The 21905-nt window shown below is 52.8% G+C and carries 17 protein-coding genes; 16 read left to right on the top strand and 1 reads right to left on the bottom strand.

Going from position 1 to position 21905, the window contains the following annotated elements:
- Window positions 1–375: 375 nt before the first annotated feature.
- From IEX74_RS15830 to rodA, 16 genes are all read left to right on the top strand, one after another.
- Entirely contained in the window at window positions 376–1185 is an 810-nt protein-coding gene (locus IEX74_RS15830; protein WP_188814986.1) for a polysaccharide biosynthesis/export family protein, read from the top strand.
- Between the two features lie 5 nt (window positions 1186–1190).
- A complete protein-coding gene (locus IEX74_RS15825; RefSeq protein ID WP_188814985.1) occupies window positions 1191–3542 on the top strand; it encodes a GumC family protein in 2352 nt (783 codons plus the stop codon).
- Between the two features lie 337 nt (window positions 3543–3879).
- The gene (locus IEX74_RS15820; RefSeq protein ID WP_188814984.1) at window positions 3880–5373 is read left to right on the top strand and encodes an MATE family efflux transporter; all 1494 of its coding nucleotides are present in this window, start codon (window positions 3880–3882) and stop codon (window positions 5371–5373) included.
- A gap of 117 nt (window positions 5374–5490) precedes the next feature.
- A complete protein-coding gene (locus tag IEX74_RS15815) occupies window positions 5491–7188 on the top strand; it encodes a hypothetical protein (RefSeq protein ID WP_229755321.1) in 1698 nt (565 codons plus the stop codon).
- A 134-nt stretch (window positions 7189–7322) separates the two neighbouring features.
- Window positions 7323–8363, top strand: coding sequence for a CgeB family protein (locus IEX74_RS15810; RefSeq protein WP_188814982.1), 1041 nt, complete (start codon window positions 7323–7325; stop codon window positions 8361–8363).
- 38 nt (window positions 8364–8401) lie between these two features.
- A complete protein-coding gene (locus tag IEX74_RS15805) occupies window positions 8402–9589 on the top strand; it encodes a glycosyltransferase (protein WP_188814981.1) in 1188 nt (395 codons plus the stop codon).
- A 198-nt stretch (window positions 9590–9787) separates the two neighbouring features.
- The gene (locus IEX74_RS15800; RefSeq protein WP_188814980.1) at window positions 9788–10771 is read left to right on the top strand and encodes a glycosyltransferase family 2 protein; all 984 of its coding nucleotides are present in this window, start codon (window positions 9788–9790) and stop codon (window positions 10769–10771) included.
- Between the two features lie 213 nt (window positions 10772–10984).
- Window positions 10985–12169, top strand: a complete 1185-nt coding sequence (locus IEX74_RS15795; protein ID WP_229755320.1) for a glycosyltransferase — start codon at window positions 10985–10987, stop codon at window positions 12167–12169.
- A 94-nt stretch (window positions 12170–12263) separates the two neighbouring features.
- Window positions 12264–12707: a VanZ family protein gene (locus tag IEX74_RS15790; RefSeq protein WP_188814978.1), complete on the top strand. Its 444-nt coding sequence runs from the start codon at window positions 12264–12266 to the stop codon at window positions 12705–12707.
- A 14-nt stretch (window positions 12708–12721) separates the two neighbouring features.
- Window positions 12722–13270, top strand: coding sequence for a WcaF family extracellular polysaccharide biosynthesis acetyltransferase (locus IEX74_RS15785; RefSeq protein WP_188814977.1), 549 nt, complete (start codon window positions 12722–12724; stop codon window positions 13268–13270).
- Window positions 13271–13388: 118 nt separating this feature from the next.
- Window positions 13389–14633, top strand: coding sequence for a WcaI family glycosyltransferase (locus tag IEX74_RS15780; RefSeq protein WP_188814976.1), 1245 nt, complete (start codon window positions 13389–13391; stop codon window positions 14631–14633).
- 304 nt (window positions 14634–14937) lie between these two features.
- Window positions 14938–15963 (top strand): rod shape-determining protein, encoded by a 1026-nt coding sequence (locus IEX74_RS15775; protein ID WP_188814975.1) that lies wholly within the window; start codon window positions 14938–14940, stop codon window positions 15961–15963.
- A 94-nt stretch (window positions 15964–16057) separates the two neighbouring features.
- A complete protein-coding gene (gene mreC / locus IEX74_RS15770; RefSeq protein ID WP_188814974.1) occupies window positions 16058–16963 on the top strand; it encodes a rod shape-determining protein MreC in 906 nt (301 codons plus the stop codon).
- Complete coding sequence (locus IEX74_RS15765) at window positions 16960–17487, top strand: hypothetical protein (protein WP_188814973.1); 528 nt, start codon at window positions 16960–16962, stop codon at window positions 17485–17487. The genes mreC and IEX74_RS15765 overlap by 4 nt, the downstream gene beginning before the upstream one ends.
- 105 nt (window positions 17488–17592) lie before the next feature.
- The gene (mrdA, locus tag IEX74_RS15760) at window positions 17593–19425 is read left to right on the top strand and encodes a penicillin-binding protein 2 (RefSeq protein WP_188814972.1); all 1833 of its coding nucleotides are present in this window, start codon (window positions 17593–17595) and stop codon (window positions 19423–19425) included.
- 67 nt (window positions 19426–19492) lie between these two features.
- The gene (gene rodA, locus IEX74_RS15755) at window positions 19493–20785 is read left to right on the top strand and encodes a rod shape-determining protein RodA (RefSeq protein ID WP_188814971.1); all 1293 of its coding nucleotides are present in this window, start codon (window positions 19493–19495) and stop codon (window positions 20783–20785) included.
- A 57-nt stretch (window positions 20786–20842) separates the two neighbouring features.
- Here rodA and IEX74_RS15750 read toward each other — a convergent pair whose 3' ends face one another.
- The gene (locus IEX74_RS15750) at window positions 20843–21904 is read right to left on the bottom strand and encodes a hypothetical protein (protein ID WP_188814970.1); all 1062 of its coding nucleotides are present in this window, start codon (window positions 21902–21904) and stop codon (window positions 20843–20845) included.
- Between the last annotated feature and the right edge of the window lies 1 nt (window position 21905).

Genomic DNA, 21905 nt, shown 5'->3' with positions numbered 1-21905 from the left:
GAAGCATAACAGTAAATAAGTCGGACTTAAGTGTTTAGGAGCTGGCGCCTAGTTAGCTACCAGCTTGGCACGCTAAGGGAGGGAAAGATAGTATAGATAAATTTATATATTTAATAATAAGAACGCTATAAAGATAATTATATTACCTACCTTCGTGCCTGTTATATAGCTAGAAGTAGACGGGATATGCTGAGTATTAAACCTGCTGAAAATGAAGCATCTCACTCGATGCAAGCTAGGCTATGTGTAGGCAAATGGACGAGTATTGCCTTGGTTGCCGGAACTCGTCTGAAGCAAATCAGGTAACTAGATTCTTGTTGTTTCCTTCGATAAACCAGAGTCCGAATTCAACGCTTATTGTAATCTTTCTCCCGCATGAGTAGCGTATCCTTCCGCAAAATTCTGCCGCTTCTTTTATTATGGCTGCTGGCTGCCTGTAATCCTACCCGCAATCTGGTTTACTTCAGCAACCTGAAGGACAACGACCGTTACCAGACACCGGCCGAAGCGCCTGTCGAGTTGCGCCTGCAACCCAACGACTTGGTTAGCATCAAAGTAAGCAGCCTCAACCCCGAGTCGAATGCCTTATTCAACCGGGGCGTGCTGGCTGCGCCGGGTGCCGCCGCAACCACCCTCAGCTCCGAGTCGACACCCACTGAGGGCTATCTGCTGGATCAGGAAGGCAACGTAGATTTTCCGGTGCTCGGAAAAGTGAAGCTCAGCGGCCTGACCAATACGGAAGCCACTACCAAGATGACCGGCCTGCTCCAGCAGTACGTGAAGTCGCCGATTATCACGATTCGCCTGCTCAATTTCAAGGTGACGGTAATCGGGGAAGTGAACCGACCTTCAACGTTCCTGGTGCCCACACAGCGTATTACCGTGCTGGAGGCCCTAGGTCTGGCCGGCGACATGACCGCTTATGGTCGCCGGGAAAATGTATTGTTGGTACGCGAACAGAACCAAGTACGTAGCACAACGCGTTTGAATCTGAATGATAAGGCGTTACTAACCTCGCCTTATTTTTATCTACAGCAAAATGACGTAATTTATGTGGCGCCTGACAAGATCAAACAAGTGCAGGCCAGCACCAATGCGCTCACGCTTACGCTTGCCGGTATGGCTATCACGATAGTGGCAGCCGTGCTGTTTAACTTCCAGAATATATTTGGTACAAATAACTAACCGTCATGGCATTTCCCGATACGACGAGCGAGCTACTGCCGACTGAGGCGGTGCTACCCTCCCAGCCGCTCACCTGGGCCACGTATCGTCGATACTGGTACCTGTTTGCCCTAGGTCTACTCGTGGCACTGGCCGGCGCATGGCTGTACTTGCGCTACACCGTGCCGCAGTACAGCATTAACATGACCATCCTGATTAAGGATAAAAAGGACGAGCCACAGCAGCGTCGGGAGGAACGCTTTAATGACCCGAGCGAGGCAGTGACCAGCAAGAATATCGATAACGAGATTCTGCTGCTCAAGTCGACCAGCCTCATGCAGCGCGTCTTTACAAATCTGGACATGCAGGCGGCTTACTACGTGAAAGGACGCGTGGGCAAGCAGGAGTTATATGGCGAAAACCTGCCCTGCCGCTTGCTCATCAGTCGGTTGGATTCTTCGGCTTTCAACAAGCAGGTTTTGCTGCAAGTGGTTGATGGCACACACTTTACCTTAAGCGAAGGCGAAAAAACGCCTCAGACGTACGCCTTCGGTCAGCTGCTGCATACGCCATATGGCGAGTTTACGGTGGTAAGCACTCCCGCCAACCTAGCTCCGTTCCGCAAGCATCCGCTGCTGATTCGTTTTCAGGATCGTCGGGAGTTAGCTTCTTCGTATGCCAAAAAGCTTAACGTGTCAACCATCAACAAGCAGGCTAGCCTCTTGTCGCTGAATGTAACTGATGCAGTGCCGGAGCGCGGCGAAGCAGTGCTGAACAAACTCGTTGAGGTTTACAATCAGGAGACAGTTGAAGATAAAAATCAGCTGGCCAGTAATACAATCCGCTTTATTGATGACCGTTTGAAGTACCTGGAGTCGGATCTTACTTCGGTAGAGAAGAACGTAGAAGACTTTCAGCGTAAGAATAAGGTAGTCGATGTTACTTCTCAGGTGCAGCAGTCGTTGCAGGAGGCAAGTGGCTACAACAAGCAGCTCGCCGACTACGAAATTCAGCTAGAGGTGATGAACTCGATTGAGCAGTACATTAACCAGCCTACCGATCCTAACCAGTTGATTCCGGGTACATTGAGTGTTCAGGACCCAACGTTGTCGGGGCTGATTACCAAGTTTAACGAGTTACAGTTGGAGCGTGAGCGGATGCTGCGCACGGCACAAGCCGACAACCCGGTTGTGCTGACCATGACTGACCAGCTGACCAACCTGCGCGCCAGTATTCTGGAAAACCTGCGTAGCCTCAAGAGCAATCTGACCATCACCCGCCGCAATTTGCAGGCGAAGTCGGGCCAGTTTGGCTCTCGGATGCAGCAGATGCCTACCATCGAGCGTGGTTTGCAGGAAATCAGCCGACAGCAGGATCTGAAGCGCGACTTGTACCTGTATCTGTTGCAAAAGCGTGAGGAAGCTGCTTTGTCGCTGGCGGCTACTGTGTCGGCGGCCCGCGTGATTGACGCTGCGGACGCTGGCGAAAACCCCGTTAGTCCACAAAAGCCGGCTGTGCTGGCCATTGCGCTGATGCTGGGCCTAGGTTTGCCGTTTGCCTTTGTGTACGTCAAGAACATGTTCAACGACAAAGTACAGACCTTGCAGGAAGTTGCCTGGGCTACTGGTGTGCCGGTATTAGGCGAACTGGCGCACAACCGCACCCGCGAAGCACTGGTAATTTCGCCCAGCACCCGCAGTCCGCTGGCCGAGATGGTGCGGCTGTTGCGCACGAACTTACAGTTGGCAACCGCTGGTTCTGCCAACCAAGTACTGCTGGTTACGTCGAGCCGTAGCGGCGACGGCAAAACTTTTGTTAGCCTCAACCTGGCAGCCAGTTTACTGCTGGCCGGTAAAAAGGTGGTGCTCGTGAACCTAGATCTGCGCAAGCCTGATTCGCTCTCGGAAGCAGGGGTGACAAACGGCCTAGGAGTGAGTGAATACCTGACCGACGAAACTGTGCGCGTGGACGCGCTAGTGCAGCCTAGTCCAGTGGTAGAAGGCCTCTACGTAATAGGAGCCGGCGCACTACCCGAAAACCCGGCCGAGCTGCTGCTGAGCCCCCGCGTAAACCAGATGCTTAAGGTGTTGAAAGAGAGTTTCGACCACATCATCCTCGATTCAGCGCCCATCGGGCAGGTAGCAGACGCCTACAGCGTAGCTCCTTACGTGGATGCAACCCTGTACGTGGTGCGCTACAACGTAACGCAAAAAGCCCAGCTGCAAGTCATCAATAAGCTTCGCTCGGAGCACACCTTCAACCAACTGATGGTTGTGCTCAACGATGCCCGGCCGAATAACTTATCGGCTTATGGCTACGGGCAAGGCTACGGCTACCCGGAAGCCAATAAGTCAACGAAAAGCAAAAAACTGGTTTAATCTTCAAGGCGCTATTTAGTAACGCTGGCTTATCTAGTAACCGGCTGCTACTAAATAGCGTTTTCTGCTTTTCTGGTGTTCTCTCGATTATTTAATACAATACTTTTAAAAGTATAAAATTGCTTGGTGAGTGATTAAAAGCTAGGTTATTGGTTTTAAATTATTTGATATAAAGTACCAGCTACTACTATCAATTATCTAGGTTAATCATTCGCTTGAAAGTGCAGCTCCAAAAGCATATGAAATTGAGTTTTGGAGTTAACGTAAATAAAATATGTCAACGGCAGCACGCGTAATTTCTGGGAGCGCAGCATCATGGGCACAAATCGGAGTTACGATGATATCCCAAATGGCGCTGGTGCCCTTGTACCTGTCGCACTGGAACGTCGTAACCTACGGTATCTGGCTGGCCATTCTGTCGCTCACTAATCTGCTGATTACGCTGGACTTTGGTCACCAGGAGTTCTTGGCGTACGAGTTTCTCCGTATTGGTCGGGACAATCGCCCCGAACTGAGCCGCTTTCTTTGGTCCGGTGCCACTGTCGGTTTGCTTATTAGCCTAGGTCAGATTCTACTGGTAGTGGTTGTGCTAACGGTCGGCGTGTTGCCTTACCTGCTGGGCCAGTCAGAACATGCTGGTATGCTGGATCCTGAATTGATCCGCGCAGCGGGCATCATTCTGGTGCTGCAAAGCATTTCCTGGCTGATCTGCAACAGCATCTCCGGGTTGTTTTTTCGGGTACTGGCTCCATTTGGCTACTTCCCGCGCATGGCGTGGTGGAATCTGTTCAATACAGTGGTAAGCTCGATTGCGCCTGTCGTGGCGGTGCTGATGGGCTATGGGCTGCTTACGGCCGGCGTTGTAATGACTCTGGCCGCGCTCATCACCAGCGTGCCCATGTACTGGGACTTGCTACGGTTGCTGCGTAAAGAAGGAATTCCGTTCAGTAAACCTTCTTTCAAGCTAGGTTACAAGAACTTTCTGCGCTCAGTAGCCATATCGGGGAAAGGACTACTGGAAAATGCGCGGCAGCAGGGTGCTCGTCTGGTGCTGGCACCGCTCTCGGGTGCCGCAGGCTTGGCGGCCTTCTCTACCATGCGGACCGGCGCAAACGTGGCTCTACAAGGTTTGAATACGGTAATCAACCCGTTGATGCCGGAGCTGATGCGCTTTTTGCACCAGCGCGACCAAGAGCGGAGCGAAGCCGCATTTGGCACACTGTGGTTTGTGCTGGTAGCGCTCATGGCGCCGGCTATGGTGGTGCTGCAAGCCGTTATAGAGCCGCTCTACACACTCTGGACGCGTGGTCGGGTTACGTTCAATCCGTTGCTGTTTGCCACTCTCTCTTTGAGCGTGCTGGTATATGCCGTGGCGCAGCCGGCCATTGCTGTTGTGAAAGGCAACAACCTGCTGAAAGCACAACTGGCCCTTTCGGCGGTTGCAGCCGTGGTGGTAGTAGGTGGTATTGCGGCCCTAGTGCCCTTTCTGGGTATCTTAGGCGCAGGTATTGCCTTGCTGGCGGCCGAAGTAGCCGCTATGATTGGCTACCGTGTAGTCGCCCAGCGCTGGCTACAGGGTAATGGCTTGCTGTGGCCGAAGCACCACTTCGCTATTGCCTTGGCTTCCGTCTGGATTGCCACTGCTGGCATGGGTGCCATGATTGTGCTACCCCAGTTGAAGTGGCTGGTGATGCTCGGCTCGTTGGTGCTGCTGCTCGGCAATCTGTGGCGCTACTGGCAGGTTTTACCGGACCTAGCTACCCAGCACGCCCGCCGAATCGTGAGCAACTTGCCCGGCATGAAAAGGTTGTATGCCCCCAACAAGTACTAAGCTTAACAAGACTAACGACTGCCGCTTTTAACAACCAGATAACCGTGTGATGAAGGCTAGCTTCTAGTCGTTGTTGCCTATTTCCCGGCTGTATTCCAGAACGTATCAATGCCTAACGTGTGGTCCTCTAAATCGCGAAGCGCACTCACGCCATCGGCAGCTTTTTCATCTAAGGCACTGGCGTACCTAGCTCCGGCCGAGACAGGAAGTTTCCTGTTCAACTTTGTGCGCGGCTCTTGGGTGGCGTTGCTCGTGGCTTGTTTGTTTCAGGCTGTATTCTTCTTGAGTACGGCGAATTTGTTTGCGCTGGGTTGCATCATTATCGCCTGGGGTTTGCTGAGTACGCAGTTCTTGCGTTCAGACATGCTCCATACCTATCCGCTCTCCAGTTTCCTGCTGCTCGGCTTCACGGCAACTCAGTTCTACTTTCCTTTGGTGTTCACGACGCTGGAAGGCAAGCCAGTAGTCTTCAACCTAGAGTTGCCTTACCAAGTATTCGTGCATTCCAGCCTCTCACTACTCGTGCTGCTGCTGGCTCATGCTATTTACCGGGGCCTGATACGTAAGCCACTGAGCAGCCCGACTTCCTGGCTAAACCACATAGGTATTTTCACGCCGCCCGCCGATTTGCAGCTTTGGCTCATGGGTCTTATCGGACTTGGGGCCACTGTGTACGCCTTTTTTATCTCGCCTTCTGTTGGCTGGGAAGTGACTGGCGCGGCTTCCGATAAGGCTATCCAAGGGCTGATTCCGTTTTCGTACGCGCCCTTCTTTATCCCATTTGGCCGCATGTACGGGCAAACTAAGGATCCCAGCAAGCGTCTGGTGCCCATGCTGGTAATCTTTACGGTGTTGCTTTTTGTGGTTAGTATCGGGCGCAACAGCCGGGGTGCTTTCATGCTCGGCTTCACCTCCGTTGGGTTTGCCTTTGGGTTTGGCTTGCTGCTAGGCATCTTCAAAACGCGCTTGTTTACCCTGCGCAATGCGTTGTTGGCCGGCTTAGGTTTTCTACTCATAACGGGGCCAATTGCCGACATCGGTACGGCTATGGTTATCGTCCGGAATCAGCGCAGCAAAATTTCCAACGCCGAGCTAATCGAGCTGACCCTGCAAGCTTACCAGGATAAAGAAGCGATTCACGCCCGTCGGCAGTACGACAACACGACCTCCGACGAATGGGACGAGCGCTACCTGGATAACATCTTCACGGCGCGCTTTTCTAACCTGAAGTTCAACGATGCCAGCCTCGTACAGGCGTCCAAGATTGGGGATCAGGACAAGGATATGCTGACGTACACCATCAACTACATCCTAGGTGCCTTGCCCGATCCTTTTCTGAAAGCACTGGATATAAACGCTGATAAGGAGGCTGTTTACGCCGTGTCCTTTGGTGACTACCTGTACGCGGAAGCCGGTGGGCCACCCGAAGCCTTAGGGGGCTTCCGCACCGGGCACTTCGCCGGAACAGGTATGGCGGCTTTCAGCTGGTGGTACTTGTTCTTTCTAGGTGTGGGCATGATGCCCGTCTTCTGGTTATGCGACAAGCTGGTAACCCCCGCCCGCACGGAGAACGGTGAGCAGTCAACCGGTACTTCACTGCGCTTCAGCTTGTGCGGGCTGCTGGCCATCACCGCAATATTCCAGTTCTTGCCGGCCGAGTCGGTAGCAGCAACGGCCACCTTCCTGATGCGCGGCTGGCTACAGATGATTTTCCTCTACGTCGTGATCTTCCAAGCTACCCGCTTCATAAGCAATGTGTTTGAAGGACCGAAGAAGAGAGGAGTAGCGCGCCACGTGAGAGTAGCCCAGCGTTAAACTAAATATTGGTGTGCCTATATTGCTGCCGCTAAGTGCGCATTTGCGAATCTAGACATAGATAAACCGCCAGCGCAACCCAACGAAACTACGCACAACACGCTGCTCTGAATCAGAACTTAATTAATTGCTCAATGGCTCATGTCCTCTACTTAGGTGATAGTCACCCGGCTTCAACTTCTTCGCACCGCGCCAAAGCCCTCGAACGGCTAGGACACATCGTTGATGTGAAGGACCCGAATAAAGTAGTGGCCGGGCAGCTCGAATCTCGCTGGCTGCATCTGATTCATTACCGAACCGGCTTTCGGCTGCTGCAATCCAGCATCACCAAGTGGCTGACTCAGCTGGTAAGTACTAAGCCGGCCTACGATGTCGTGTGGGTTGATAGTGGCGAGCTGATAGGCCCGGCTAGCCTGAAAGCACTGAAAAAGCTAGGTCGCCCCGTAGTGCTCTACAACGTGGATGACCCAACGGGCAAGCGCGACGGACGGCGCTTTGATCTGGTCGTCAAGGCATTACCCTTGTACGATCTGGTGGCCGTTGTGCGGAAAGAAACAGAAGAAGAGAGCCGGCAGTTAGGGGCCAACGTGATGCGCGTGCTGCGGAGCTACGATGAAGTGCAGCATAAACCCTTTGCCAGCATCGACGATATTCCGGCTTCCTTCCGCAGCGAAGTTGTATTCATCGGTACCTGGATGCGCTACGAAAAGCGCGATGAGTTTATGCTGGAGCTGCTGAACCAAGGCATTCCGCTCAGCATCTGGGGCGACCGCTGGACCAAATCGCCGCACTGGGAAACCCTGAAATCGGCATACCGTGGCGGTAACTTGAGCGGCCGCGACTACGTAGCTGCCATCCAGGGCTCCAAGATTTGCCTAGGTCTGTTGTCGAAAGGCAACCGTGATTTGCACACGCAACGCTCCCTGGAGGTGCCCTACGCGGGCGGCTTGTTCTGTGCCGAGCGCACCACCGAACATCAGGAAATCTACGAGGAAGGCAAAGAGGCCGTATTCTGGGCTGATGCTGCCGAGTGCGCGAGTGTTTGTAAGAAGCTGCTCCAGGATGACGTACTCCGCGAAAATATCCGGCAGGCCGGTATGCGCAAGGTGCGCGCAATTGGCGTCGGCAATGAGGATATCTGCCGGAAGGTTCTGGCGGCAATAAACATACACTAGACAGAGGACCAGCCATCTGGTTGAATTGTATCATACCTATGCACATCGTCTTCTTCACGCATCCAGATTTCATGGGCGACCAGCGCATGCCGCCGTTTGCCAGTATGCCTCGCTTCGCGCGGATGCTGGCTGATGGCATGCGCGAGCGGGGACATCAGGTAGAAATGTGGGCACCTAAGTCGCGCTTTTTTGATTTACCGGTGAAAGGCGGCCTCAAGAAGTGGCTAGGTTATATCGACCAGTACCTCATCTTCCCGGCCGAAGTCCGGCAGCGTTTGAAGAAATATTCGCCCGATACACTCTTCGTGTTCACAGATCACGCGCTGGGGCCTTGGGTGCCGCTGGTTGCCGAGCGGCGCCACGCTATCCACTGCCACGATTTTATGGCGCAACGCTCGGCCCTAGGTTATTTTCCGGAGAATCCAACCGGCTGGTCGGGCCAGCAGTACCAACGCCTTATTCGTCAAGGCTATTCGCAAGGCAAGCACTTCATTTCCGTTTCGCAAAAAACAAAGGACGAGCTCAAGGACTTTCTGCCTGTGCTACCCCTCACCTCAGAGGTTGTTTACAATGGCCTCGACCAAGCACTAACTCCTTTCGACTCCGTGAAGGCGCGTGCTACCTTAAGTGAAAGGACGGGCTTGAACCTGGCGGCCGGCTACCTCATGCACGTAGGTGGCAACCAATGGTATAAAAACCGCCTGGGCGTGATTGAGCTCTACAATGCGTGGCGTATGACTAGCCAAGCCAAGTTACCGCTCCTGCTCATCGGCGAGCGGCTGTCACCGGCTTTGGAAAAAGCACGGGTAGAATCGCCGTTCAAGGATGATATTCACTCACTCAGCGGCGTTGGCGACGAGCTGGTGCGGCTAGCCTACGCGGGCGCTACTGTGTTTTTGTTTCCTTCTATTGCTGAGGGCTTTGGTTGGCCCATTGCCGAGGCAATGGCGGCTGGTACCCTGGTAGTTACCACCGGGGAAGCACCCATGACCGAAGTAGCCGGCAACGCCGGATTCCTCATCCCTCGCCGGCCATATGACGAGTCGGAAACTGCGGCCTGGGCGAAGGGTGCCGCCGTCACAATCGAGCAAGCCGTAAATCTCACCCCAACCGAGCGGGCCGCCGCCATTACGGCTGGCCTGACTAACGTGACCAGGTTCAATTCGGAAGCTGCCCTGAATAAGATTGAAGAAATTTATAAAAGCATAGCAGAGAAGCAGTGGTAATGCCTGCACTACTTGTTCTATTTGCAAGTAGCGGGTATTGGCAACACCTAAGTTTTGGTCCTTTACCCTGCTTGTAAGCTATGATTTTTATAGATGTACTATAGTAACTTTAGCAAAGAAGCAGCAGTAAATGGGTCATCCTTTGCGTGGACTTATAAGGAAAGGGTATTTTCTTAAGTACAAGGGTGATAAAGTGCCATGATGAAAAATGAAGATGCTGTTAGTGTTACTGTTTTGCTGGCAACCTACAACGGCGCTCATTATATTGAAGAACAGTTAGAGAGTGTTATTAATCAAACGTATTCCAATTGGTATTTAATAATACGAGATGATAATTCTTCCGATTCTACTCCTGATATTATAGCTGGTTATCAAAGACGTTATCCGGAAAAGATATCTGTTGTAGAAGACAAGCTTAATAATATTGGCGCAGCCTTGAATTTTAATGAGCTGCTACAGAAGGCAAAACACGCACGCTACATTATGCTGTGCGACCAAGATGACTTCTGGCTGCCTGATAAGATAGCGTGCACGCTAACGAAAATGCTTCAGCAGGAGCAGCAATACGGTCGAAACCTACCACTGCTAGTGTACACTAACTTCAATTACGTAGATGCTAGTCTGCGTATTATAGAGTCGAGGCGGGATTTCAAAGCTGCAAAGATCAACGAGTTGCGTCTTTGCCATCTACTGGCTCAGAACCCGATATATGGGTGCACAATGATGCTCAACAGGCGGCTTGCAGATGTGGTAGGAACGATACCAACTATCGCGGAAAATCATGATTACTGGATTGCGCTGGTTGCAAGTGCGCTAGGGAGGATTGCTTACCTAGATAGAAAAACAATTTTTTACCGGCAGCACGGGAATAATCTATCCGGAAGCTTTGATGATGATTCTTTTTGGGGAAGGTTCGAACGAATAGCTATAAAAAAAAGTAATCTCAAAGATGTTAAGAATAAACTATTAATGGCGGAAGCGCTAGTTAATGCTTACCGAGTAGAGCTAGGTACTAAGCAGCTAAAGGTTGTTAAAGACTTTATTAATTTGTTTAAGTACAAAAGATTCTCATTTTTATTGAATAATATAAAGAACGGAGTGCGCCGGCAAACGCTCACCCAAACTATTCTGTTTTACGTAAGTGCGTATTTGCTAGATAGCAAGTCAGTAGATGAGAATTGATGCCGTAAATATCTTTTATGCGGATGGAATAATAAAGCCAAGAGTTAAGTAATAAATGAATTGTAAAAGCAGAATTTACTAATTATTTTGTACTTTTATGCGCTATTATATTGAGATGCTAATTTGTGAGTAGTAAGCAGGAGCCTCTAATTACTAGCGACACTCTCACAAAGACGAATAGAACGCATGAAGGTACTCCATGTTATTGCCGGAATGGATCCCAAGATGGGGGGAGTATGCCAAGCAGTTCGAACAATTGTTGCGGGGTTGGCCGACCTAGGTGTAGATAACGAAGTGGTGAGCCTGGATGCGCCGGATGCTTCCTTTCTGGCTGATGATTCCTTCCGCACGCACGCACTTGGGCCCGCCAAAGGGCCATGGGGCTACAGCGCTAAGCTGATTCCGTGGCTCTTAGATAACTTTGCACACTTCGACTGTGTGATTGCGCATGGGCTCTGGCTTTATCCGACTTACGCCGTAGAAAAGGCAATTCGTCAGGCTAAAAGCCAAGGACCAGTACCTAGGCTCTACATCATGCCGCACGGAATGCTCGATCCGTATTTTCAGCGAGCTACTGGCCGGAAAATAAAGGCGTTGCGAAACTGGGCCTATTGGAAGCTGATTGAAGGGCGCGTTATTAACAACGCCGATGCGATACTTTTCACTTGCGAGGCCGAGCGCTTGTTGGCCCGCGAGCCATTCCGCCCATATCACCCGAAGCGCGATGTGGTAGTGGGGCTAGGAGTGGAGGAGCCGCCGGCGTATACGCCCGCCATGCGCGACGCTTTCCTGAAGCACTGTCCAGAGCTTGAGCATCAGCCTTATCTGCTATTCCTGAGCCGGATTCACGAGAAGAAAGGCGTTGATCTCCTGTTGAATGCGTACTTGAAAATAGCTGCTGAGCCTGTGCCGGTTGCTGCTACGGCGCTACCGCAGAAGAATGATCCCGCGCAGCTGGTAGTAGCGGGACCGGGGCTGGAAACTGCCTATGGGCAGCAGATGCAGCAGCTGGCTTCCGGCAATAAAAATCCGCAGGCAGTTATTTCTTTTCCCGGCATGCTCACGGGGCTGGCGAAATGGGGCGCGTTTTACCACTGCGAAGCCTTCGTGTTGCCCAGTCACCAGGAAAACTTTGGTATTGCCGTGGTAGAAGCGTTGGCTTGTCGTAAGCCGGTCCTTATCTCTAATCAGGTGAATATCTGGCGGGAAATTGAGGAAGCCGGTGGCGGGATTGTTGCCGATGATACCGCTGACGGTGCGCAAGCGATGTTAGCGCAATGGATGCAGCTGTCACCGGAGGAGAAGCTGGCAATGGGGGAGCACGCCCGCGCTTGCTTCGTCAGAAACTTCGCAACGGGTCCGGCCGCGAACCGCTTGCTGGAGGCTATAGCCAAGTAAATTCTAGTGTCCACAAAGCTAGCTTGTGAGGTCATTCCTCCGCGTAGCAGCCCTTCACGAAACCTGCTTGCTGAACTACTTTTAACTTGATCAGATGAAATTGCTGAAGTGGTTCTTATTTCTGTTTTACATACTTGTCGTAGGCTATATTGTTTTCTTTGCCAGAAGAAGGCATATTATTGTCTGGCACGACGGATTGGTGAATTTAATTCCTGTAGTAAGAACGATTGAGTCTTTTCAATCGGAAGCGACAGGGCGGTGGAATTTCTTTTCTAATCTTTTTGGAAATGTAGCACTATTCATTCCGCTTCCATTTTTCCTGGCTAGCTTATTTAAAGTAGCTAATGAGAAATACATCCTGGTAATAAGCTTATTTATTAGCGCGTTGATAGAAGGCGCGCAGTATGCCTGGAGAGTTGGAGTTCCTGATGTTGATGATGTATTGCTAAATGTGCTCGGTGCATTTATCGGGTTGTTACTGTGGAATACTATTTTAAGTAATAGATACGCGCATAGCTTATTAAATAAACTGTCCTAAACGCTTCCGCCTAAATGCAAACTGATCTTTCAAAATTTGAAACTGGTGACTACAAAGCCGGCCCTAAACTGAAGGTGCTAATCTGGTATTTTCTGAATTACTATATTCTGGATAGTGCGCTGCCGTGGCCTTATAAGGTGAAGCAAGTGCTACTCCGAATGTTTGGTGCTAAAGTTGGGAAAGGATTAGTGATTAAGCCGAACGTGCGGATTAAAAACCCGTGGCGGTTAGTTATTGGAGACAATTGCTGGATTGGAGAATCAGTTTGGATTGATAACCTTGAGGACGTTGAAATAGGAAGCAACGTGAGTATTTCGCAAGGTGCGATGCTGCTCACCGGCAACCACGACTATACAATCAGCAGCTTCCCTTACCGACTCGGAAAAATCAAGCTGGAAGATGGGGTTTGGGTTGGGGCGCACGCCGTTGTTTGTCCGGGTGTTGTCTGTGGGTCGCATGCTATCCTGACGGTCAACTCGGTAGCTACCAAGAACCTAGGTGCCTGGGAAATCTACGCAGGCAACCCGGCGACATTCGTGCGCAAGCGTACAATGAGCGCGTAGCACGACGTTGCTATATTCTAAAAGCCGTAGGAATAAGCCGCTTGTGCTTTTTGCTTCATCTGCTTCTGCACTATTAATGCACACCTAGGATGCAGAAGCAAAAACATCCTATCATAAAATGAAAAAACGGATTCTGCTCATCGGCTATAATTTTTATCCCGAACCTACCGGGATTGGTAAGTACAGCGGCGAAATGATTCAGTGGCTGGCGGAAAAAGGCTACGATTGTACCGTTATCACGACGTATCCTTATTATCCTTACTGGAAGGTGCAGGAGCCGTATCACAAAAATAGGTTTGGCTATACAACGGAGCGTAAAGGTTTTTCATCAGGCGGTAGCATAACGTTGTATCGGTGCCCGATGTACGTGCCCGCTAAGCCATCAGGCGTTAAAAGGATCTTACTGGATTTGTCGTTTCTGCTATCGGCTTTTTTTAAGCTATTACAGCTGCTACCGGCAAAGAAGTTCGATTTTGTTGTGACTGTGGTGCCTTCTTTTCAATTTGGTATCCTAGGTATTCTGTATAAAAAATTTAAAAATGCGAAGCTTTTCTATCATATACAGGATATGCAGATTGAGGCTGCCCGTGATTTGCAGATGATAAAATCGGAGAAAGTAATTAATGCTTTGTTGAGCTTTGAAAAATATATTTTTGATAAAGCGGATTACGTCAGCAGCATATCGGAAGGAATGGTTGCCAGAATTCAGGAAAAGGCAAAGAAGGATATTTTCCTGCTTCCAAACTGGGCTGATGTTAATTTATTTTATCCTATTACGGATAAAGCAAGCGTAAAGTGTGATTTTGGTTTTGCGCCTACCGATAAAATAGTGCTTTATTCGGGTGCCATTGGGGAAAAGCAAGGCCTAGAAGCAATTCTGTACGCGGCAAAAGAATTCCAGAATCAGCAGGAAGTTAAGTTTATCATCTGCGGTTCGGGGCCTTACAAGGAAAAGCTGCAAAACCTAGCCTCTGAGCTAGGGCTTCAGAACGTCATCTTCTTCCCGTTGCAGCCGCATGAGAAATTCAATCAGTTCCTGAACCTAGCCGACATTCACCTGGTGATTCAGAAAGCCACGGCCAGCGACTTGGTGATGCCTTCCAAGCTCACGACCATTCTTTCTGTTGGTGGTTTGGCGCTCATCACGGCAAATCCTGGTTCGGGCTTGCATACACTGGTTCAGAAGTACAACATGGGCCTGCTCGTGGAAGCCGAAAACCAGCAGGCCTTGAACGAAGGTCTGCGCCGAGCCTTGGCAGCCGACACCACCGAGCAGCGCAAAAACGCCCGCGCTTACGCCGAGCGTTACCTGGCCATCGACAAGATTATGGAGTCGTTTGAAGAACTCGTGCAGCACGCGTAGAGCTTAACCGTAACCTAGCTTTGTACTTTACAAGTGGAGAACTAGGTTAGCTTCGGTTAAAAAACGCTGCGCTGGTAATATAAGGGACAGTCTATCAGACTTATAATTTAGTGGTGCTTGCTGTCTGCCACGCAAAGAAGCCAGAAGCGGGCGGTACTTTTCTCTTAACTTTTATAATATACTGTTTAGCGAAGAGAGAAAGGGCTTGCGGAAAGGGCCGCGGTGCTTCGACTAAACTTGCTTACTTTTGCGCCCACTTTGCCAGGGCGCAAATCGCCCATTCTCTTTTAATTGCCGCTACTCAATGGGCTTCTTCAACTTTCTCACGAGCGACATTGCCATTGACCTGGGCACGGCTAATACGCTCATCATCCACAACGACAAGATCGTGGTGGATGAGCCCAGCATTATCGCCAAAGACCGAACTACGAATAAAGTAATCGCCGTGGGCCGGCAAGCGCAGCAAATGCACGAGAAGACCCACGATAATATCAAAACTATTCGGCCGCTAAAGGACGGTGTTATCGCTGATTTCCACGCGGCTGAGGAGATGATCAAGGGGATGATCAAAATGATTGATGCGCGGCGGCGGCTGTTTCAGCCTTCCCACCGCATGGTCATCTGCATTCCGTCGGGCATCACAGAAGTAGAAAAGCGCGCCGTCCGTGACTCCGCCGAGCACGCCGGAGCTAAGGAGGTCTGGATGATTCAGGAGCCGATGGCGGCCGCTATCGGTATCGGCATCGACGTAGAGCAGCCGGTTGGCTCCATGATCATCGACATCGGCGGCGGCACCACCGAAATTGCGGTTATCGCGCTGTCGGGTATCGTGTGCGACCAGTCGATTAAGACGGCCGGCGACGTGTTCAACCAGGATATTCTGGATTACATGCGCCGTCAGCACAACCTTCTCATCGGCGAGCGTTCGGCGGAAAAGATTAAAATCGAAGTGGGTGCCGCTCTTACGGAGCTAGATAACCCGCCCGCCGACTACGAAATTCGCGGCCGCGACCTGATGACCGGCATCCCGAAGGTGATTAAAGTAACCTCTTCGGAAATTGCCATTGCGTTGGATAAGTCGGTGGCTAAGATCGAGGAAGCAGTGCTCAAAGCGCTGGAAATCAGTCCGCCCGAGCTTTCTGCTGACATCTACGACAACGGTATTCACCTGACTGGCGGTGGGGCACTGCTGCGTGGCCTTGATAAACGCTTGGCCGCAAAAACTAAGCTCACAATTCACATTGCCGAGGACCCGTTGCGGGCGGTAGTGCGTGGCACCGGTGCCACCATCAAGAACCTGGATGGTTTCCGAGGTGTACTTTTAACTTAATTTGTGTCGTTAGATGGCTGAATGGTTAAATGGGTGGCTTTTTGGGGCCGCAGCCATTTAACCATTCGGCCATTTAGTAATTCAACTTACCGCCTTGCGCAATCTTTTCGCCTTCCTTTTCCGCTACCGGGGTATTCTGGTGTTCGGGCTGTTGGAGGTGTTGAGTTTGTACTTGCTGATTAAGAACAGCTCGTATCAGCGGGCCGCGTTTTTCAACTCGGCCAATGCGTACGCGGGGCGGGTGCTGGAAACGCGGACGCGCATCTACGACTACTTCCGCTTAGTGGATGTGAACCGCGGTTTGGTCGCCGAAAACGCGGCCTTGCGGCAGCAGCTTTACCGCTCCGACCTAGCTAGTCGGCAGCCCGACAGCCTGGCCGCGCCGCCACCGCTGCGCCCCGGTCGCCGCGACTCGGTACTGCTAGGTTTGCGGCAACTTCCTTTAGCTGATCCTGAATACCTGCTTATTCCGGCCCGCGTGCTTAATAACGAGCTGCACCGTGTGGACAACTACATCACGCTTAATGCCGGCGCCAACGAAGGCGTGAAGCCGGGCATGGGCGTGCTGGCTGCTGCTGGGGTAGTGGGGAGGGTGAAAGCAGTGAGCGAGCATTACGCCACGGCTACTTCGGTGCTGCATTCCAAAACGGCTATTTCGGCCCGTATTCAGCGGGATGACACTTTTGGCAGCATCAAATGGCTGGGCGATGACCCGACACATGCGCTGCTTGACCAGATTCCGCGGCAAAACTTGTTGGTACGCGGTGACACAATCGTGACTTCGGGCTACAATGCGGTCTTCCCGGAAGGCATCCTGATTGGCACCATCGACTCCTTTGTGAAGGAGCCGGACAAGAACTTCTGGACGGTGCGGGTGAAGCTAGCTGTGAATTTCTCTAACCTGACGTACGTGTACGTGGTCAGCAACCGGCACAAAGCCGAGCGCGATACGGTGGAAGTCCGAGCTGGCAAGAAGCTGACGGAGGAGGAGCGGCCATGAGGGGAGTAGGCGTCATCATTCTGCAACTGCTGCGCTTTGCCCTCTACGTGGGCGTGCACGTGCTGCTAGCCAGCAAGCTGGTGCTCTTCGACCTAGGTTGGTGCTTTTTCTACCTGGGTTTCCTGTTGTTTCTGCCCATCAGCACGCCCATCGTGCTGCAATTGGTGCTGAGCTTCGTGGTGGGCTGGACGATGGACATCTTCTACGATACGGGCGGCGTACACGCAGCTGCGGCGGTATTGCTGGGCTATCTGCGGCCGTGGGTGCTACGGCTGCTCACGCCGCGCGAGGGCTACGAAGCGGCCGATTCGGTGAACATCCACCAGATGGGTTGGCAGTGGTTCGTGGTGTACCTGAGTCTTCTGGTGGTTTTGCACCACGCGGCGTTCTTTTTACTGGAGCTAGGTAGCTTCCGCGTGCTAGGTCTGACGCTCGGCAAAATCGTCGTGAGCACGCTGTTCACGGGAATTACGATGCTGATCATCCAGCTCCTGCTCTTCCCAACCAGGCGGAGCGGTCGATAAATGGTTATTGCTGGTTAGCGGTTGATTTACTTCTAACTAACAACCCGTTATCTTTGCAAATCCGGCCGGTGGGTCGGGAATTTCTTACCTTCCGTTTCATTCGCTTTGCAATACCTCGAAGGACGCAAATACGTAGTGCAGGCCATCTTCCTGGTGGTGGCGATGGTGTTTGGGGCACGTCTTTTCTACATTCAGGTGCTCGATGGCAGCTACAAGCTAGCTGCCGACCGCAACACCCTACAGCGCATCGTGCAGACCCCATACCGGGGCCTGATTTACGACCGCAACAATAAGCTGCTGGTGCAGAACACGCCCGTGTACGACCTGATGGTGGTGCCGCGCGAAGTGAAGCGCCTCGATACGGCGCGCTTTTGCCAGGTGGTGCAGATGTCGGTGGAGGAGGTGCGTGAAGGGCTGAAGGCAGCCAAAGAGTTCTCGCGCGTGAAGGCTTCGCCCTTGGTGCAGAACCTGAGCACGCCGGAGCTGGCCGCCATTCAGGATAACCTGATTGACTTTCCCGGCTTCAGCATTCAGGCGCGGATGGCGCGGGCGTATGAAACGCAAAACCTAGCGCACACCCTAGGTTACGTGGGCACCATCACGCCAAAACTGATGGAGAACCCCAAATACGCTAAGTACCAACCCAACGAATTTTTGGGGCGCAGCGGCCTGGAGTCGTTTTATGAGAAGCAACTGATGGGCCGCCGCGGTGTGAAGTATCGCATGGTGAACGTGCGCGGCATCGAGAAAGGCGCCTTCCGGGGTGGCGAGTTCGATACGCTTTCCGTGGCCGGGCAGGATCTGCACACCAGCATTGATATTGACTTGCAACAGTACGGCGAGATGCTGATGGCCGGCAAGCGTGGCTCGGTGGTAGCCCTCGACCCGAAGACAGGCGAGATTCTGGCCTGCGTTTCGGCTCCGGCCTACGAGCCAGCCGCTTTGACGGGGAAGGGTATGGGCAACCGCTACATGGATCTGCTCAACAACAAGGAACGGCCGCTTTACAACCGCCCGCTAGGTGCGCCGCAGCCACCGGGTTCGGTCTTTAAGCTTGTGAATGAGCTGGTCGCCTTGCAGATGGGGGTTGTTTCGCCTGCCACGGGCTTCCCCTGCAACTGGAGCCTGGTGAAGTGCACACACCGCCACGAGTACCCGAGCAACGTGAGCATTGCCATCAAGAATAGCTGCAATCCTTATTTCTACCAAGTGATGCGGGCCGCAGTGATGCGGGGCCGCTCGCGCAACCGCTTTGAAGATACGCGCCTAGGTCTGACAGAATGGCGACGACATGTAATGTCCTTTGGGCTAGGTGATAAGCTAGGTGTCGACATGGGCTCGGAAACGAAAGGCCGGATTCCTACTTCCGATTTTTACGATAAGTTGTACCATCGGCGCTGGACCTTTCGGACTATTTATTCGCTGTCTATTGGACAGGGCGAGATGGGTGTCACGACGATGCAGATGGCGAATGTGCTGGCTACTATTGCCAATCGAGGCTACTACTACACGCCGCATTTTGTACGCGGTATCGGCAACAGTGGTCCGTTGCCGGAGTACCAGCAGCGGCATTATACCAGCGTCGCACCTCAGCACTTTGAGGAAATCATTCCGGGAATGCAGGAAGTGGTGGATGGCCGCGGTGGCACCGGCAACTTTGCCAGCCTAGCTCAGTTCGGCATCTCGATGGCGGGCAAAACCGGCACCGTGCAAAATCCCCACGGCGCCGACCACGCGACCTTTGCTGCTTTCGCCCCGGTCGAAGATCCGAAGATTGCCATTGCGGTTTTCATCGAAAACGCAGGCTTTGGTGGCAACTCCGCCGCTCCCCTGGCCTCGCTTATGATTGAGAAATACCTGCGTGGCAAAGTAGTGCGCAAAAAGTGGGAGGAGTGGCTGCCCGGCAGCGCTGACCGCTTCGTGTCTCGGCATCATTAACTGCCTTCGATAAATCGAGCAGGATGAGCGCTTGTGAAGCCGCTCTTATTTCGTAATTACTTCCTCAATGCCTTCCTTACCCGCCCGCTATAGTCGTAGCATTGATTGGATTACCGTCGGGATTTACCTGCTGATGGTATTCGTCGGCTGGTTGAATGTATACGCGGCTAGTTATTCGCCCGACGCACCATCCAATGCTTTTAGCTTGAGCTTCAGTGAACTAATGCAGTTCAACTGGTTCAAGCAGATCCTCTGGATCGGTACGGCCGTCGTACTGATTGTGGTGCTAGTGGTTATCGATTACAAGGCCTACGACACTTTCGCCTTCGGGCTCTACGGCGGCATGATTGTGCTGCTGCTGGTCACGATGGTGATAGCGCGACCTATTGCGGGGTCCCGCTCGTGGCTGGAGCTAGGTCCGGTGCGTCTGCAACCCGCTGAATTTGCGAAGTTTACGACGGCACTGGCCGTGTCACGCTTCATGGCAAGTACCAACCTGCGCCACCAACACTGGCGCGACCATCTCGTGCTGGCGGGCCTCACGCTGCTGCCGCCGCTGCTCATCATCGCCTCCAACGAAACCGGACAGGCGCTGGTGTTTGGCGCATTCCTGCTCGCCTACTTCCGCGAAGGTATGTCGCCGCTGATTCTCATTGTGTTAGCCGCGGCGGGTGCTATTCTTATTCTCGCGCTGCTGGTGCCGAAGCTATGGCTGGTCGGGGCGTTTACGGTGATGCTAGGTCTGGTTTTCCTGTTCAACTCGCGGGTGCTGCGCCACCACTTGCCACTGGCCCTGAGCGTGTGGGGCGTCGTTATCGGGATGGTATTTGGCGTTGACTTCTTCTTCAACAACGTGCTCCAGCCGCACCAGCGCAAGCGCATCGAGGTGCTTATCAACCCGTCGGCCGACCCGCTGGGCGTGGGCTGGAACGTGACCCAATCCAAGATTGCCATTGGCTCGGGCGGTTTGGTCGGCAAAGGCTTCCTGGAAGGCACCCAAACCAAGTTCGACTTCGTGCCGGAGCAAAGCACCGACTTCATCTTCTGCACCGTGGGCGAAGAATGGGGCTGGGTTGGCAGCCTTGTCGTTATCATTCTGTTTATGACGCTATTAGCTCGCGTTCTGTACGTGGCGGAGCGTCAAAAATCCGTTTTTGGCCGCACGTATGGCTACTGCGTGGCAAGTATTATCTTCTTCCACTTTGCCGTCAACATCGGCATGACGATCGGCCTAGCGCCGGTAGTGGGCATTCCGCTGCCATTTTTCAGCTACGGCGGCTCGTCGCTGTGGTCATTCACGACGCTGCTGTTTATTCTGCTGGCTATCGACGCGTATCGTAAGCAGGATCTGGTGCGCTAGAAAAGCTAGACTACCGTAGACCTAGGTAGCGTTGCTCAGCGCGCGACCAAGTGCGTTTTAGCGTTCCGTTTCCACACTAACTCGCAGCCATTGGAACGAGGGATGCCGCGTCAGAATTAAGCTGAAGGCTACTGCAAATACCGGTGAAAACAAGTAACCCATGCGGGCTAACTCGCTGGACAACAGCATGTGCACCATCACCACAAGGCCCAGCCACAAGCTAGCCCAGCCCAATGGGTGCAGCCAGGACCGCCGGCTAGGTTGACCACCACGCAAACCGAGTAGCAGCACCAGCGTGAAGAAGCCAAAGATGCTGAAAATCTCCCCGGCACCTTTCACCGAAAACAGCCGGTGCAGGGAATACGAGATGTTCTCAACGTGATTCAACGCGTTCTGAACGCTCGCCTGCGGCTCTGTACCGGCTTGTAGGTCAATCCAATGACGCACGGCGTACGTGAGCGTGCCCGCTAGTGCCAGCCATAGCAGCTGCCAGGGCCAGCGCAAAGCACGTTGACCAAACACCAGCAGCCAAGGCGCCAGAAATACGAAGGATTCCTTGGCAAGCGGACCTAGCAAAATACAGGTTATCAGCGCCGCCCGTGAGCCGCTGCGCGCTACGTAGAAACCCAGCGCAAACACCAGCACATACAGGCTGTCAACGAGCGGCAGACCGGCCAGGTAAACGGCCCACCGGCTCGTGAGAACGGCCACCAGGGCCAGCAGCGCGGCGGCGGGTGTGGCGCCATAGAGCAGGCACGTCTGAAAGATTACCAGGCCGGCGGCAGCTAATAGCAGCGTATTTACCAGGTAAAAACCTAGGCGTAATGGCCATTCGGAGGTGGCACGCTGGGGCCAGATGCGGGTATAAACCTGCTCCAACGGCCACGCTACGGCTGCTGCTACAGCCGGCACCAGCACACGGTAGCGCCGCGTGAGACTGTTGCCCCGAAACTCGCCCCGGGCCACCCGCAGGTAGCTGCGCGTGTCGATGGAGTGCGAGAAGTCGTAGTGCACGTACATGGTGTAGGCGCTGCCCGCCACCATACCCACGGCGAACAGGTACACTAGCAGCAGCTGGCGCCAACGTAATTTCAGGCTAGGTAGCAGCAACGAAGACACG

Source organism: Hymenobacter cavernae (genome assembly GCF_014641455.1).
Classification (GTDB): domain Bacteria; phylum Bacteroidota; class Bacteroidia; order Cytophagales; family Hymenobacteraceae; genus Hymenobacter; species Hymenobacter cavernae.
Note: the sequence above shows the minus strand (reverse complement) of the source record. Positions and strands in the feature narration are given on the sequence as shown.